The organism is Pseudomonas sp. 102515, from assembly GCF_031085165.1.
GTDB lineage: Bacteria > Pseudomonadota > Gammaproteobacteria > Pseudomonadales > Pseudomonadaceae > Chryseomonas.
Genome location: NZ_JAVHTY010000004.1, coordinates 606233 through 620449, shown reverse-complemented (window position 1 = coordinate 620449; position 14217 = coordinate 606233). Strand labels below are relative to the sequence as shown.

Sequence of the window (14217 nt, the reverse complement as noted above, 5' to 3'; positions counted from 1 at the left end):
CGTCGCCGCGGACGTCCCCGCCAGAGCAGATGCAGGCCGCTTCCCTTGAAAGTCACGACCTTTCGCCCATCTTCCTTGCTAGATGTCTCGACGCTCGCGCGCTTCGACGACCCCAGATTTCCACCGGCCCGGGACTGCGCCCGCATGCGGCGACGCGCCCGGTCCGGCTTACGCCTTCCTTCTCTATGAGTGCTCTCCATGACCCATCGCATCGTTATCGTCGGCGGCGGCGCCGGCGGCCTGGAACTGGCTACCCGCCTGGGCCGTAGCCTGGGCAAGCGCGACCAGGCGCAGATCGTGCTGATCGACGCCAACGCCACCCACCTGTGGAAACCGCTGCTGCATGAGGTGGCCGCCGGCTCCCTCAACTCCACCGAAGACGAACTGAGCTATGTCGCCCAGGCCAAGTGGAACCACTTCGAATTCCAGCTCGGACGCATGACCGGCCTGGATCGCGAGCGCCGCAAGGTGCAGCTGGCCGCCATCGAGGACGACGGCGCCGTCCTGGTCCCGGAACGGGAGATCGGCTATGACTCCCTGGTACTGGCCATCGGCAGTACCACCAACGATTTCGGCACGCCGGGCGCCGCGGAAAACTGCATCTTCCTCGACACCCGGGCCCAGGCCGAACGCTTCCACCGCAAGCTGCTGACACACTACCTGCGCGCCCATGTCAGCGAACAGCCGGGTGAATTCATCGAGGTGGCGATCGTCGGCGCCGGTGCCACCGGCGTGGAACTGGCGGCCGAATTGCGCAACGCCGCCGAAGAGCTGCAGGCCTACGGCATGGACCGCATCCGCCCCGAAGACCTGCGCATCACCCTGGTCGAAGCCGGTCCGCGCATCCTCCCGGCGTTGCCCGAGCGCATCGCCGGCCAGGCGCACCGCACCCTGGAGAAGCTCGGCGTGCGGGTGCTGACCGGTTCGGCGGTCAAGGAAGTCCGCGCCGACGGCCTGCAGACCGCGGGCGAATTCGTTCCGGCCAGTCTCAAGGTCTGGGCCGCCGGTATCCGTGCGCCCGCCTTTCTCAAGGACCTGGCGGGCCTCGAGACCAATCGCATCAACCAACTGGTGGTCAACTCGACGCTGCAGACCACCCGTGACCCGAACGTCTTCGCCCTGGGTGATTGCGCGGCCTGCCCCCTGACGCCCGGCGATACCCGCACCGTCCCGCCTCGTGCACAGTCCGCCCACCAGCAGGCCTCCTTGCTGGTCAAGACCTTCAAGGCGCGCCTGGAAGGCAAGCCGCTGCCCGACTACGTCTACAAGGACTACGGCTCGCTGATCTCCCTGTCGCGCTTCAGCGCGGTGGGCAATCTCATGGGCGGCGCCCTGGGCAGCCTGACCCTGGAAGGCTGGCTGGCGCGGACCTTCTATGTCTCGCTGTACCGGATGCACCAGGTCGCCCTCTATGGCCCGCTCCGTGCCCTGGCGCTGTTTGCCGGCGATCACCTGAGACGCAAGACCGAGCCGCGTCTGAAGCTGCACTAGGCCTCTGGCTCAGGCATGAAAAAGCCGTCCCCGGGGACGGCTTTTTGCTTTGCGCAGAACACTCAGGACGATGACTGGCCCCGGAGGTTGCCGATCACCGAGGTCATGGCCCGGTCGAACAGCAGGGCATCGTCCAGCAGCCGTACCCGACCTTCCTGGTAATCCAGCGCCAGTTCCTCACGGGTGCGATCCAGCACCTTCATGCCGGTCCGATTGACGAACACCAGACGACCCATGGGTCGGATGACCGCAGCCAGCTTGCAGCGCAGCTTCTGCTCGATGTCCTGAATCTCCAACCAGGCGCCCACCGAGAGGGCATCCACCCACTCCAGGGAATCGCTGGTCAGCCCGGTGATCCGCTCACCTGCACTCGGCACCTCGAAGGGTTCGTCAGCGGGCGCCGCTGTCGGTACCGCGACCTCCTTATCCGCCGGCGCATCCGCCAGTTCGGGACGGGTCTGCTGAAAGGTCTGGACGTGCAGGGACTCGAGTTCGGTGAAGAATTCGGAGGTGGAGAAGGGATCGAAGGCCGCACTGGCGAGGCCTTCCCGCAGTGCCTTGAGCAAACCGGGAACCATCTCCAGCAGGCGCTGACGCGACGCCACGTCGTGGTGCGGCTGGATGCTCCAGATCAGATCGTCCATGGTCTTGAGCGCTGCGCGCCATTCGCTGGAATCATAGCCCTGCTTCAGGCAGGTCAGTAGCAGCACCTGGCTCCAGGCCTCGCGCAGGACGCGCTGCACCGCGGCTGGCAGCTGGTGTTCCTGCAGGCGCTGACTGAGGACGTGCTCGACCTGCAGCCGAGCGATCTCGGCGCGCGCCCGGCCTTCCTCGGCATCGCGGGTGCGTTGTTCGAGCAGCTCGCTGCGCCGCTGTTCATCGCTGACGTAGGCCATGAAGTCGGCCAGCAGCTCGGCGAAGATCTCCGGATCGTCGACGAAGTCGGACAGCAGGCGCTGCACGATCTGCTCGATCTTCTGATAGAGGCCGTCGCGCTGCAGATCGCTCTGCTCGCCCCAGCCCAGGGAAGCGGCAGCGATCTCGTTGAGCAACCGCCGGGCCGGATGGCTGCCACGGCTGAAAAAGGTCTTGTCGAGGACCGCGACCTTGAGCATGGGAATCTGCAGGCGGGCGATCAGCGCCTTGAGCGAGTCCGGCAGGGTGAGGTCGTCGAGAATGAATTCGAACAGCATCGCCACCAGGTTGATGACGTCTTCGTCGACCTGCCCCACCACGCGCTTTCGACCCGAGCGCTCGCTGATGCGGCCCAGGGCCACCCCCAGCTGTGCCTTGAGGTCGTAGCCATCCAGGGACTGGCTGGAGATCTGCTGCTGCAGATGGGACAGCAAGCGCATGAGGTCATAGCTGGTGATGACCTGGCCATCACCGTTCGCGGCGCCTTCATCCGCGGCCATTGCGCCCCCCAGGGCCGCACTGGTCGGCGTCCGCAGCTGGGCCAGGAGGCCCTGCAGGGTGCCGAAGAGCTCCTGGCCCTCGTCCTCGCCGTTGACGTGAGCCGGCGTGCGTCCGCTGTAGCCCTTGGCCGAGCGACTCGGCACCTGCTGGGGAATGGCCTTGAGCTGGGGCAGTACGCCCGCATCGACCAGCTGACGATTGGATTCCGCATACAGCTGACCCAGACCGTTGAGCACGAAGCGCTCGAACAGCTTGTAGATGATCAGCTTGACCTTGATGTCGGTATCGAGATCGCGACAGGCCTCGACGAAGGCCTCGCACAGTCGCCGCGGCCCCAGCGGATGGGTCGAGTCGTCCAGCTTGCTCGACAGCTGGGTATTGAACCTGATGGTCAGGTGGCTGATGGCCATGGCGTTGTTGCTGAGCGCCTTGGCCACCATGGTGTCCACGGCGACGCTCTCTTCCAGCGCATCGTTCTGCACCAGGCTGAGGTCTTCGTAGGAGACGCTGTCCAAGCGCATTTCCGGCTTGCTGCCGACCAGGTTGTTCAGCGCCGCGAAGCGCTCGAAATACTGCTGGAGAAAACTGCGCTCAATGCTCTTGCGTCTGAGTCGCAGGTCGCGCATCGCTTCGAAGTAGAGACTTTGTTCCTGGTTGCTGCCAGCCCGATCCGCCATTTCAAACAGTGCATCGTCGGCGTTGTCGAACAGCTGCTGCAAGGAGGCATTGAGTCGCTGAGCGGCGCGATCCCTGACCGGCAAAAGCACTGCGGGCAATCGGGAAGAAGACTCCCCGAGCGCCTTGAAATGAACTACGTTTACGTCGTTCTGCACCACCGCCTCCCACAACCGTTCTTGCGTTCGGCTGAATCGCGTTCCACTACAGGAGCATTGAACAACGTTGGCCGCCCTGGCCGCGAGGTGAAACGTTGTCGATGTGCCATTATTTGCTCTGCTAAGGCATCGACCAATCGGCATCTGCACAGTACATGACAGGGTTCACAAGGCACCTGTCAGTCAGTGCCTGCCCTTCAAATAATTCAACGTTGTCTATCTCAGATCGTCAACCTGCCCTAAAGTTGCCCGCTCGCCTCCCGCAGCCCCTCTCGGAGTCTTTTCATGTCCAGCGCCATCCCTGCCGATCTCGCCCAGGTCATCACCGACAATGTCGCCGCCGCGCTGCGCGAAGACGTCGGCAGTGGCGACCTCACGGCGGGTCTGATCCCCGCTCATCAACAGGCCCGGGCGCGGATCATCACCCGCGACGCCGCGGTGGTGGCGGGGACGGCCTGGGTCGACGAGGTATTCCGGGTGCTGGATCCCGCGGTGGAGGTCCGCTGGCAGGTGGCCGATGGCGAGCGGGTCGCGCCGGACCAGGTGCTGTTCGAACTCCAGGGTCCCGCGCGCGCCCTGCTCACCGGCGAGCGCAGCGCCCTGAACTTCCTGCAGCTGCTGTCCGGCACCGCCACCCGCTGCCGTCACTATGCCGATCTGGTGCAGGACACCGCCGTGCGATTGCTGGATACCCGCAAGACCCTGCCCGGCCTGCGCCGCGCCCAGAAATACGCGGTCACCTGCGGCGGCTGCTACAACCATCGGATCGGGCTGTTCGACGCCTTCCTGATCAAGGAAAACCACATCGCCGCCTGTGGTGGCATCGCCCAGGCCGTGGCCGCCGCCCGGCAACTGGCGCCAGGGCGTCCGGTGGAAGTCGAGGTGGAAAACCTGCGCGAGCTGGAACAAGCCCTGAGCGCTGGGGCGGACATCGTCATGCTGGACGAGCTGAGCCTGGCCGACATGCGCACGGCGGTGGCCCTGACCGCGGGCCGGGCCAAGCTGGAGGCCTCGGGAGGCGTCAACCAGGACACCCTGCTCGGCATCGCCCAGACCGGTGTCGACTACATCTCCATCGGCACCCTGACCAAGGACGTCAAGGCCGTCGACCTGTCCATGCGCATCCTGAACTGAGCAGGATAGGCAAAGGGCCTCGCGGCGGCTAGACTCCGCAGCCGCGCCCATTGCGCACCGGCTTCGAGCGGTCCTGACGACCGCTCGCCTCTCGCGACACTCGAACAAGATCGAACCCGTGACCAAAGATCAACTTCGCGCTGAACTGGAACGCCAGGCCCAGCGCTATCAGGATGTCTACGGTGGCGAAATCGTCACCTACGCCGCTCAACCCAAGCCCGACCGCAAACCCTGGAAGAAACGGCCGACCGTGCAGGACGAGGTGTTCGCCTCCGAGGTACGCAAGATCGCCGATCTCAAGGCCAAGACCAGCGCCGAGTCCACCGCTCAGGACAGCTGAGTCGAGTCCGTATCCCTGCTGGCGCCCCCGTGCTCTTGCCGTGCCTGCAGGTGCCGCCAGAGCGCAGCGGCAGCACTGAAGTCGGCGCCGCCTTCTGTCGTCATGGCCTGCAGGTCATAGCGGGCCAGGCAACCCTCGCCCAGACGCGGTGGCTGCTCCGCGGTACCGGGAGCAGTCACTGGGGAGACCCTGTCAGTCGAAGATGACGGTCTTGTTGCCATGGACCATGACCCGCTCTTGCAGGTGGTATCTCAGACCACGGGACAGCACCATCTTCTCGACGTCCTTGCCCAGCCGCACCATGTCCTCGACATTGTCTCTGTGGCTGACGCGCTCCACGTCCTGCTCGATGATCGGGCCGGCATCCAGCTCTTCGGTCACGTAGTGGCAGGTGGCGCCGATCAGCTTCACGCCACGCTGCGAAGCCTGGTGGTAGGGCTTGGCGCCGACGAAGGACGGCAGGAAGCTGTGGTGGATGTTGATCACCTGGTGGGCATAGCGCGCGCAGAGATCCGGCGGCAGGATCTGCATGTAGCGCGCCAGGACCACGGTGTCGGCCTGGTGCAGATCGATCAGCCGCGACACCTCGTCGAAGGCCGGCTGCTTGTTGGCGGGATCGACCGGCACGTGGAAGAAGGGAATGCCGTGCCACTCGACCATGCTGCGCAGGGTGTCGTGGTTGGAGATGACGCAGGGGATCTCGCAGTCCAACTCGCCGCTGTGCCAGCGGTGCAGCAGGTCGGCCAGGCAGTGGGATTCGCGACTGGCCATCAACACCACGCGCTTGCGCTGGGCCGAATCGGTGATTCGCCACTGCATGGAGAATTCCCGCGCGATGGGCGCGAAGGCCTGACGGAAGCCGGCCAGATCGAAGGGCAGTGAATCGGCGCGGATCTCATGGCGCATGAAGAACCAGCCACTCTCCGTATCCGAATGATGACTCGCTTCGGTAATCCAGCCGTTATAGGTCGCCAGGAAGTTGCTGACCTTGGCCACGATACCTACCCCGTCCGGACAGGCGATCACCAGACGAAACGTTTGCATAGCACAACCTCGAACGAAAAGGGGCTGCATTCTAGGCGCAGTCGCCTGCAGCGTCGAGCGGCGCAAGGCGCCACGGCGCGCGCCTGCACGGCGAGGGTAAAGACTTTGCAAAGGACAAGTAAGGGCCGACAAGTTCCACTGCCGGCCGGCTGAAAGTTGCCCGCCTTCTGGCAAGAACGTTGTTGCGACGAATGCCTCCTTAATTATCGGGCGGTCATGCGGGCAGTTTACTTATCCCGATAGCCAATCTATGATCGATCCAGACTTTCATCTCTGCATCACTCAGAACAAAGGCCGTTTATGTCGCTCATCAATGAATATCGTCAGACCGAAGAAGCCATCAAGGAATTGCAGGAGCGCCTGAAGTCGCTGCAAGAGGACGACAAACTGCAGCGCGAGCTGGAATTCGAAAAGAAACTCCGTTCGCTGATGGGGGAGTATCAGAAATCCCTGCGTGACATCATCGGCATTCTCGACACTGAAGCCAAGCCCGCACGCCAGACCCGCACTCCCAAGGCCAGCGGTGGCAGTACGCCCAAGCGCGCCCGTAAAGTTAAGCAATACAAGAATCCGCACAATGGCGAAGTGATTGAAACCAAGGGCGGCAATCACAAGACGCTGAAAGAGTGGAAAGCCAAGTGGGGTTCGGACGACGTCGAATCCTGGGCAACGCTGCTGGATTGATCAGAAAAAACGCCGGCTAGCCGGCGTTTTTTTGCCTGCGCGGCAGACGGTTAGCGCAACCTGCCGGTTGCGCAGCCGGCTAACCCCTAAACGCCGATCACTGGTTTCGATACTCCGCTGGCGCGACCGTTCGCAGCGCCTTGTTATTGCCCAAGCAACATCCTTCTCGGCCTAAGCTGCGGTCATTGGCCGCGAGACTCGTGGCTGTGCACGTCCTTTTCTATTAGAAAACGTCGCGGAGCCATATCTGTCATTAGCCATTTCAGGCAGCAGGATCATCCAACCGCTGCATCAGCGCCCGAACATGGGCGGACCAAGCCTCGAGAATCGGTACCCGCTCGATGGCCACCTCACGCCGCAGTTGTTCGGCCAGGGTAATGAACTGCGTGCAGGTCATATGGCCTTGACCTTCTTCACCCAGCAGGCGCTGCCGACAGAATTGTCGCCAGCGAGCCCCCTCTTCCGCGGTCAGCAACTCGGGAAAGTTGCGCGCACGATAGCGAAAGAACAACTCTGGATGTCGCTCATCCTGGAAGGGCCACGGCCGGCTGCCAAGTTGCTCTGCCGGACACTGATGAACTTGTTCGCAGAGTTGCCGTTCTTCGGAGCCGATGAAACCGTCGTACAGTCTCGCTTCGACATCCTGTTCCTGAGTGGCAAAATTGGAGGACTCGGCATAGAGCGCCTGCACCTTGGGTTGCCAGGTCGCACGTTGGTCGAGCAACTGGCGGACGCGGCGCCAGACGGCGGCCAGATCGAATTGCAGCCGCTCCGTGTCCGTAGGGCGCAAGACGTTGAAGGGCGCCAGAATCGGACACCTGTTGATCTGTACCAGCTTCAGCGGCACCGGTAGGTCACCCTCGGCCAGCGCCTCCCGCCGGGTATAGAGGCGTTCACGCAGGGTCTCGACATCCAGTTCCAGCAGCGGCTCCGGCGCCAGGCCGAGATCGCAGACGATCAGCGCGTTGCGATTGACCGGATGCCAGGCCAGCGGTAGGACGGGCGCGAGAAAATGCCGTTCGGCGCTGAAGCGTCCGGAGACGTGCAACAGGGGTTCGAGCAGGCGAATGCGTGCCAGCGCCGCCTTCTTCTGGCGCTGCGTCCAGAGATAGTCATAGAGCCTTGGCTGCCGCTGCTTGACCAGACGCGCCAGGGCCAGGGTCGCGCGGACATCCCCCAGGGCGTCGTGGGCTTGGGCGTGTTCGATGCCGTTGGCGACGGTCAGACGGTCCAGGCGCAGGGAAACGCCCTCAGCGTCCTGCGGCCAGCTCAGGCTCTCCGGGCGGAAGGCATAGAGCGCCCGGACCAGGCCGAGCACATCCCAGCGACTGTTGCCCTGCTGCCATTCGCGGGCATAGGGATCGTGGAAGTTGCGGTACAGGCTGTGCCGTACCATTTCGTCGTCGAATCTCAGGTTGTTGTAGCCGACCGCGCAGGTGTTGGGACGCCGCAACGCCTCGTGGAGACGCTGGACGAAGTCGCGCTCACGCAGCCCCAGCCGCTGGAGGGTGGCCGGCAGGATACCGGTGACCAGGCAGGCCGCGGGATGGGGCAGGACATCCTCGCTCAGCTGACAATGCAGGTTGAGCGGCGCCTCGATTTCGTTGAGCTCCAGATCGGTACGCACCCCGGCCACCTGCAGCGGCCGATCCCGCCGTGGATCGATCCCCGTGGTCTCGAAGTCGTACCAGAAGATACTTTGCGTCACACCACCCTCCCCTAGAATCGGCGCAGTCTAGCATCGTCGTGTGCCTTGCTCCCGAGCGCCCGCACCCGCTAGGCTCTGGCGCCCGTCTACCGCGTATTCTCTCCGCCCATGCGTTCAGTCGATCGGCTCTCCCTTCGCTTCAGGTGCCGAGGTATCGGCGTACGCCTGGGCGCGGCCGTCTGGGCGTTGACCCTGTCCCTGGCCTGCCTCGCGCAGCAGGAGCCGCTGTCCTGTCCCCTGCCGCCGCAGTCCGACAGCGGCCCGGCCAGCCTGCGCCTGACCCATCAGGGGCTCGACAGCCGGACAGCGCGGCAGACCGCCACTCAATTCGCCGCCACCATGCACAGCGCCGATCCCCAGGCGCTAGCCGCGGCCTACCTGCAGCACTTCGGCAGCCGGGTGCAGCGCGGCCGACCCGAGCAACTCGCCGAGCTGCCGGCCGGGGACGTCAGGTTCTGGCTGGCCGGCAATCCGCCCCTTGCGGAGGCTCAGGCCCAGACGCTACTGGACTGGGTCGAAGCGGGCGGCCATCTGGTGGCCATCGCCGATGACAGCACCCTGGCGCTCAGCGCGACCCTGGGCGTTCGTCCCATGCCGACCCGCGAGCTGGGAGGGGCCGCCGCGCCGATCATGGCGCTGCCGCTCTGGTCCAACCTGACCCAGCTCTATCTCGCCGAGGACGACGCCCCCGCCTACCTCGGCTTCGACGACAGCCGGCATCTGTTCGATGTCGGTGATCAGGCGGTGGCCTGGGCCAGCAGCGCCAGCGCCACCCATATGCTGATGCTGCCCTGGGGCGACGGCAGCGTGACCCTGCTGTCGGACACCGATCTCTGGAGCAACGCCCACCTCGCCCAGTACGACAATGCCTGGCTGCTGTGGTACCTCACCCAGGGCGCGCCGGTGACCTTGATCGCCCCGGCGCCGCCCATCCCCCGGTGGCTGGACGCCTTGCAACGCTATGGCCTGCCCCTTCTGCTCCTGACACTGGCGGCGGGGGTCTGGCTGAGACGTCGGCGGGCAAACCCCGCTCCACGGCGTGATGCCGAACGCTGGCCCGAACTGATCGCCACCCTGCAGCGAGATATCCAGCGTGAGGTGCACCGCCGCCGCCCCGAACTCGCCGACCAAGGCGTGGCCGAGCGCTGGCAATATCTTGCGCGTCTGAGCGGCTTGAGCACCCGCGTGGTGGGCGAGGCGATGCGGCCTGGCCCGGCGCGCCTCTCCGCCCGCGACTTCACCCGCCGCATCGTCCAGCTGCGCCTGTTGCACCTGGCTGTGGCGCCCCCCGCTCCCGAGGACTCCCGATGACCGACAGTTCCCCTCCTGACGCCACTCCGGTGGACGCTGGCGACACCGGCGTCAAGGCCCGCGCCCTGACCCGACTGCAGGCTCTGCGGCTGGCCCTGCTCAAGGTGCTGCCGCAGCAGGACGCCGCCGTGGACGGGCTGCTCGCCACGCTGCTGGCCGGCGGTCACCTGCTGCTGGAAGGTCCGACCGGCTCCGGCAAGACGCTGCTGACCCGCGCCCTGGCGGCCAGCCTGGACGCCGGTTTCGCCCGATTGCACTGTCATCCCGCCCTGACCCCTGCCGAGGTGGCCGGCGAAATCGTCACGGACGTCGGCAGCGACAGTGCCCGTCTGCGGCGGGGCCCTCTGTTCAATCCCCTGGTCCTGCTCGAAGACCTGCACCGGGCGCCGCCAGCGGTCCTCCAGCTGCTGGACGACGCCCTGCAGGGCCGCCAGCTGAGTCTGGGCGGTCGCCCGGTGCCCCTGCCGGCGCCCTTCATGGTGATCGCCACCCATACCCCGGGCAGCGATCTGCCACTGGCGCTGCGGGATCGCTTTCTCGTGCACCTGCGACTGGAGTGGCCGGCGGAGGGTCAGGAGCTCGCCGCCCTGCGCCAGGCCATCCAGCAGGGTCACGGCGATCCCCTGGAAGCCGCGGCCCTGCGCCCGTTGCTGCAGGCTCGGGATCTGCCAGCCCTGCAGCGACTGGTGGCCGGCCTGCCGGTCGCGGAGCCGGTCCTCGAGCATGCCGTGCGCCTGATCCGTCTCACCCGGGAATGGCCGGCCTTCGAGCAGGGCGCCGGGCCGCGCGCCGGGCAGGCCCTGCTGCGCCTGGCCCAGGCACAGGCCTTCCTGCGGGGTGGCAACAGCGTGACGCCCGAGGATGTGCGCACCCTGCTGCCCGCCGTGCTGCGGCCGCGGCTGCGGCTGACGCCAGAACGCGAATTCGAGGGCGACAGCCTGGATGGCCAGATCCTCAAGCTGCTGGGACAGTGTCCGGCACCGCGCCCATGATCCAGCGCTGCCTACCCCTGGCGCTGGTCGCCCTGGCGCTGCTCGGCCTGACCCTGGGCTGGCTGGCGCCTCCGCGCTGGCAGGCCCTGCCGGCCGCAGGGGCGTTGCTGCTCCTGGGGCTGGCCCTGCTGGAGCGCCGGCACTGGCGGAAGACCCGGGCACATTCGCCGCTCATCGCGCAGGCCGTCAGGGCACGCCTGCGGGCGAACACGCCTTTGCAGCTGTTGATCGCCAGCACGGGACTGGCCAAGACCGACGGGCGCGGAAGCCGAGAACAGGCGCTGGGCTTCTGGCAGGCGCTGGCGGCCAGCGGCAATGAGCTGCGGCTCTACGGCCTCGATCCCGAGCTGCGCCTGCTGGCGGCCGCCACGCCCGCTCGCCCCCTGAGGCCCGCTGTCCTTCCGCGGTCGGTCCCAGGCGCGACGGCTGATCTCAAGGCGGCGCTGGCGCGGCTCTGCAGCCAGGCGCAACCCGGCAGTGTCCTGGTGGTCATGGCGCCACTGGATGAAGACAGGGTGGCCTGGCTCGGCCGCCTGGATCTGGGCCGACGCGGCCTGCAGCTCTGGCTGGTCGACACCGCGCTGGAGGAGATGGCAGAGCCTGACGAAATCCGTACCTGGCGCGACGCCCGCCGCTATGCCGAGGCCTGGCAGGCCAGGAGACAGGGCGAGCGACTGGCCGCGCGCCTGGAGAGAAGGGACATCCGCTGGCTGCCTGCCAGCGCGACGGCGGATCTGCAGACCCGCCTGGTGCAGCTCTGGAATGCCGGCGACCCGGATCAGATCGCCGACTGAGAGAGGCGCCCGAAGGTGAAATAGTGCTGCAGCACCCCGATCAGCTCGGCGAATTCGGCCGGTGGCTCGGCAACGCTGAAACCGGAATCGTAATTGCCCGGGGTCACGTCTTCGTGGCTCCACTGGCAACGGGCATCGAAGTCGACGAAGTGCAGCTGACCGTCCTGCCCCGGAATCTTCAACCGGAGTTCGAAGCGCGCATTCACCAGCATGGGCAGCTGGCTGATCATCAGCAACCCCTCGCGGGAGATGTTGCCGATGTAGCCCATGGGCTTGTCGGTGAAGCGGTTGAATACCTTCAGGTAGTAGGGCAGTTGGTGGCGCTCGATACGACGATTCTGAGTCATGGTGCGATTCATCCTGCACACGGTAAAGCCACTTTACCGCCAACGTCCCGGAAAGCTCAGCGCTGCGGTAGTTTTCGCACCGGCTGGGGCGTCGCAACGGCCGTGCCGCCATCTAGCCCCAATTGGCGCAGGGTGTCCAGTCGGGCCTGGGCCCGAAAGGCGTATTCGCTGGCCGGAAACCGGGCCTGGATGAAACGATAGGTCTGAGCGGCGTCGGCGTACAGCTGCTGCTGCTCGAGACACTGGCCACGCAGCATGGAGAATTCCGGCTGCAGCCAGGGGCGTGCGCGACCCTTGCGCTCGGCCTGGGATATCTGCAGCAGGGCATTGGTGCAGTCGCCTTCAGCATAGGACTTGTAGGCGGCGTCGAGATAGGAATTCATTGAAACGCTGGTGCAGCCGGTCAGGCCGAACAGCAGGAACAGGCAGAGATAAGGGCGCATGGAAAGTCCTCCTGCTCGCTAGATCGGCGCCGGGGAGCGCTTCTTGAGGGCAAACGACCATTGGTGTGACAGCGCTGCGAAAAGCCGTCATGTGCTGGCCACGCGACAGCGCTACAATGAGGTGCGCTTCGTGTTCTACGTCGACTCGGCGCTGAGGCGCCGACTCATGGTTGCAATCCGCTAAAGGAAAGACTGCATGATTTATCGCCGTACCAAGATCGTCGCCACCCTCGGCCCGGCCAGCAATTCTCCGGAAGTCCTCGAGCAGCTCATCATCGCCGGCATCGACGTCGCCCGCCTGAACTTCTCGCATGGAACGCCCGACGAGCACCGGGCCCGTGGTCAGCTGGTACGGGATCTCGCCGCCAAGCACGGTCGCCATGTCGCCCTGCTCGGCGACCTCCAGGGTCCGAAGATCCGCATCGCCAAGTTCGTCAACAAGCGCATCGAACTCAAGGTCGGCGATCCCTTCCGCCTGTCCATCGCCCATCCCCGCACCGAAGGCACCGAAGAGGTGGTCGGCATCGACTACCCGGGCCTGGTCACCGACTGCCGCGTAGGTGACGAACTGCTGCTGGACGATGGCCGCGTGGTCCTGCGTGTGGAAGGCATGACCGCCACCGAATTGCATTGCACCACCCTGATCGGCGGCCCGCTGTCCGATCACAAGGGTATCAACCGGCGTGGCGGCGGCCTCACCGCCCCTGCGCTGACCGACAAGGACCGCGAAGACATCAAGCTGGCCGCCTCCATGGAGGTCGACTACCTGGCCGTGTCCTTCCCGCGTGATGCCGAAGACATGCACGAAGCCCGGCGCCTGATGGAAGCCGCCGGCGGCAAATCCTGGCTGGTGGCCAAGATCGAACGTGCCGAAGCCGTGGCCGACGACGAAGCCCTGGACGGCCTGATCCATGCCAGCGACGCCGTGATGGTGGCCCGGGGCGACCTGGGCGTGGAAATCGGCGATGCCGAGCTGGTGGGCATCCAGAAGCGCATCATTTCCCACGCCCGTCGCCTCAACAAGGCGGTGATCACCGCGACCCAGATGATGGAGTCGATGATCAGCAGCCCGATGCCGACCCGAGCGGAAGTCTCCGACGTGGCCAACGCCGTGCTGGACAACACCGACGCCGTGATGCTCTCCGCCGAGAGCGCCGCCGGCCAGTACCCGGTGGAAGCGGTCAAGGCCATGGCGCGCGTCTGCGTCGGTGCCGAGAAGCAACCCACCAGCAAGCTGTCCAGCCACCGCCTGGGCCATACCTTCACCCGTTGGGACGAGAGTATCGCCCTGGCCTCCATCTACGTGGCCAACCACTTCCCCGGCGTGAAGGCCATCATCAGCCTGACCGACACCGGTTACACCCCGCTGATCATGTCGCGCCTGCGCTCCTCGGTGCCGATCTTCTCCTTCGCGTCCAGCCGCGCCACCCAGGCCCGCACCGCGCTGTTCCGCAACGTGCACACCATCCCCTTCGACCCGACCACCATGCCGGCGAACAAGGTGAGCCAGGCGGCGGTGGACGAGCTGCTCAAGCGCGGCATCGTCGAGCACGGCGACTGGGTCATCCTCACCAAGGGCGACAGCTACACCAAGCGTGACGGCACCAACACCATGAAGATGTACCGCGTAGGCGATCTGCTGGTCTGATCCCTGCCGCCGGTCCTTGACCGGTACTGACG

The 14217-nt window shown here is 65.6% G+C and carries 14 protein-coding genes; 8 read left to right on the top strand and 6 right to left on the bottom strand.

The features are described 5' to 3' along the window. Positions 1-198 precede the first annotated feature (198 nt). Positions 199-1491, top strand: a complete 1293-nt coding sequence (locus RCF34_RS18485) for an NAD(P)/FAD-dependent oxidoreductase (RefSeq protein ID WP_027600290.1) — start codon at positions 199-201, stop codon at positions 1489-1491. 62 nt (positions 1492-1553) lie between these two features. Here the strand turns inward: RCF34_RS18485 and RCF34_RS18480 are convergent, their stop codons facing one another. Continuing rightward, positions 1554-3740 (bottom strand): DUF1631 domain-containing protein, encoded by a 2187-nt coding sequence (locus RCF34_RS18480; protein ID WP_374941204.1) that lies wholly within the window; start codon positions 3738-3740, stop codon positions 1554-1556. Positions 3741-4025: 285 nt separating this feature from the next. On the opposite strand from RCF34_RS18480, the gene nadC reads away from it, so the two are divergent. Continuing rightward, on the top strand, positions 4026-4874 hold the full coding sequence (nadC, locus tag RCF34_RS18475) for a carboxylating nicotinate-nucleotide diphosphorylase (protein WP_308709465.1): 849 nt from the start codon (positions 4026-4028) through the stop codon (positions 4872-4874). Positions 4875-4992: 118 nt separating this feature from the next. After that, positions 4993-5214, top strand: a complete 222-nt coding sequence (locus RCF34_RS18470; protein ID WP_308709464.1) for a hypothetical protein — start codon at positions 4993-4995, stop codon at positions 5212-5214. Here RCF34_RS18470 and RCF34_RS18465 read toward each other — a convergent pair. After that, a complete protein-coding gene (locus RCF34_RS18465; protein WP_374941203.1) occupies positions 5202-5393 on the bottom strand; it encodes a hypothetical protein in 192 nt (63 codons plus the stop codon). The two genes, RCF34_RS18470 and RCF34_RS18465, sit on opposite strands and share 13 nt — an antisense overlap. A gap of 13 nt (positions 5394-5406) precedes the next feature. After that, positions 5407-6258 carry a formyltetrahydrofolate deformylase gene (gene purU / locus RCF34_RS18460; protein ID WP_308709462.1) on the bottom strand — a complete coding sequence of 284 codons (852 nt, stop codon included), beginning with the start codon at positions 6256-6258 and terminating at the stop codon, positions 5407-5409. A gap of 300 nt (positions 6259-6558) precedes the next feature. On the opposite strand from purU, the gene mvaT reads away from it, so the two are divergent. After that, positions 6559-6942: a histone-like nucleoid-structuring protein MvaT gene (gene mvaT, locus RCF34_RS18455; protein WP_308709461.1), complete on the top strand. Its 384-nt coding sequence runs from the start codon at positions 6559-6561 to the stop codon at positions 6940-6942. Between the two features lie 262 nt (positions 6943-7204). On the opposite strand, the gene sbcB is transcribed toward mvaT, so the two are convergent. Continuing rightward, entirely contained in the window at positions 7205-8650 is a 1446-nt protein-coding gene (gene sbcB / locus RCF34_RS18450) for an exodeoxyribonuclease I (protein WP_308709460.1), read from the bottom strand. A gap of 108 nt (positions 8651-8758) precedes the next feature. On the opposite strand from sbcB, the gene RCF34_RS18445 reads away from it, so the two are divergent. The 3 genes from RCF34_RS18445 to RCF34_RS18435 are packed head-to-tail and all read left to right on the top strand — an operon-like array spanning position 8759 to position 11747. Continuing rightward, positions 8759-9961: a DUF4350 domain-containing protein gene (locus tag RCF34_RS18445; protein ID WP_308709459.1), complete on the top strand. Its 1203-nt coding sequence runs from the start codon at positions 8759-8761 to the stop codon at positions 9959-9961. Then, positions 9958-10953, top strand: a complete 996-nt coding sequence (locus RCF34_RS18440; protein ID WP_308709458.1) for a MoxR family ATPase — start codon at positions 9958-9960, stop codon at positions 10951-10953. Before RCF34_RS18445 ends, RCF34_RS18440 begins: the two co-directional genes overlap by 4 nt. Continuing rightward, positions 10950-11747 carry a hypothetical protein gene (locus tag RCF34_RS18435; RefSeq protein WP_308709457.1) on the top strand — a complete coding sequence of 266 codons (798 nt, stop codon included), beginning with the start codon at positions 10950-10952 and terminating at the stop codon, positions 11745-11747. The genes RCF34_RS18440 and RCF34_RS18435 overlap by 4 nt, the downstream gene beginning before the upstream one ends. Here the strand turns inward: RCF34_RS18435 and RCF34_RS18430 are convergent. Both RCF34_RS18430 and RCF34_RS18425 read right to left on the bottom strand, forming a co-directional pair. Next, complete coding sequence (locus RCF34_RS18430; protein ID WP_026083800.1) at positions 11732-12094, bottom strand: PilZ domain-containing protein; 363 nt, start codon at positions 12092-12094, stop codon at positions 11732-11734. The two genes, RCF34_RS18435 and RCF34_RS18430, sit on opposite strands and share 16 nt — an antisense overlap. Before the next feature lie 56 nt (positions 12095-12150). Beyond that, entirely contained in the window at positions 12151-12537 is a 387-nt protein-coding gene (locus RCF34_RS18425) for a tol-pal system YbgF family protein (RefSeq protein ID WP_183632836.1), read from the bottom strand. Between the two features lie 196 nt (positions 12538-12733). Here RCF34_RS18425 and pyk point away from each other — a divergent pair, with 196 nt between their 5' ends. Further along, positions 12734-14185, top strand: a complete 1452-nt coding sequence (gene pyk, locus RCF34_RS18420; protein ID WP_007162037.1) for a pyruvate kinase — start codon at positions 12734-12736, stop codon at positions 14183-14185. The last annotated feature ends 32 nt before the right edge of the window (positions 14186-14217 follow it).

Coding starts and splice junctions, on each gene's coding strand:
- RCF34_RS18435 (WP_308709457.1), top strand. CDS start 10,950: ATGATCCAGCGCTGCCTACCCCTGGCGCTGGTCGCCCTGGCGCTGCTC.
- RCF34_RS18485 (WP_027600290.1), top strand. CDS start 199: ATGACCCATCGCATCGTTATCGTCGGCGGCGGCGCCGGCGGCCTGGAA.
- RCF34_RS18445 (WP_308709459.1), top strand. CDS start 8,759: ATGCGTTCAGTCGATCGGCTCTCCCTTCGCTTCAGGTGCCGAGGTATC.
- nadC (WP_308709465.1), top strand. CDS start 4,026: ATGTCCAGCGCCATCCCTGCCGATCTCGCCCAGGTCATCACCGACAAT.
- purU (WP_308709462.1), bottom strand. CDS start 6,258: ATGCAAACGTTTCGTCTGGTGATCGCCTGTCCGGACGGGGTAGGTATC.
- pyk (WP_007162037.1), top strand. CDS start 12,734: ATGATTTATCGCCGTACCAAGATCGTCGCCACCCTCGGCCCGGCCAGC.
- RCF34_RS18425 (WP_183632836.1), bottom strand. CDS start 12,537: ATGCGCCCTTATCTCTGCCTGTTCCTGCTGTTCGGCCTGACCGGCTGC.
- RCF34_RS18430 (WP_026083800.1), bottom strand. CDS start 12,094: ATGACTCAGAATCGTCGTATCGAGCGCCACCAACTGCCCTACTACCTG.
- RCF34_RS18440 (WP_308709458.1), top strand. CDS start 9,958: ATGACCGACAGTTCCCCTCCTGACGCCACTCCGGTGGACGCTGGCGAC.
- mvaT (WP_308709461.1), top strand. CDS start 6,559: ATGTCGCTCATCAATGAATATCGTCAGACCGAAGAAGCCATCAAGGAA.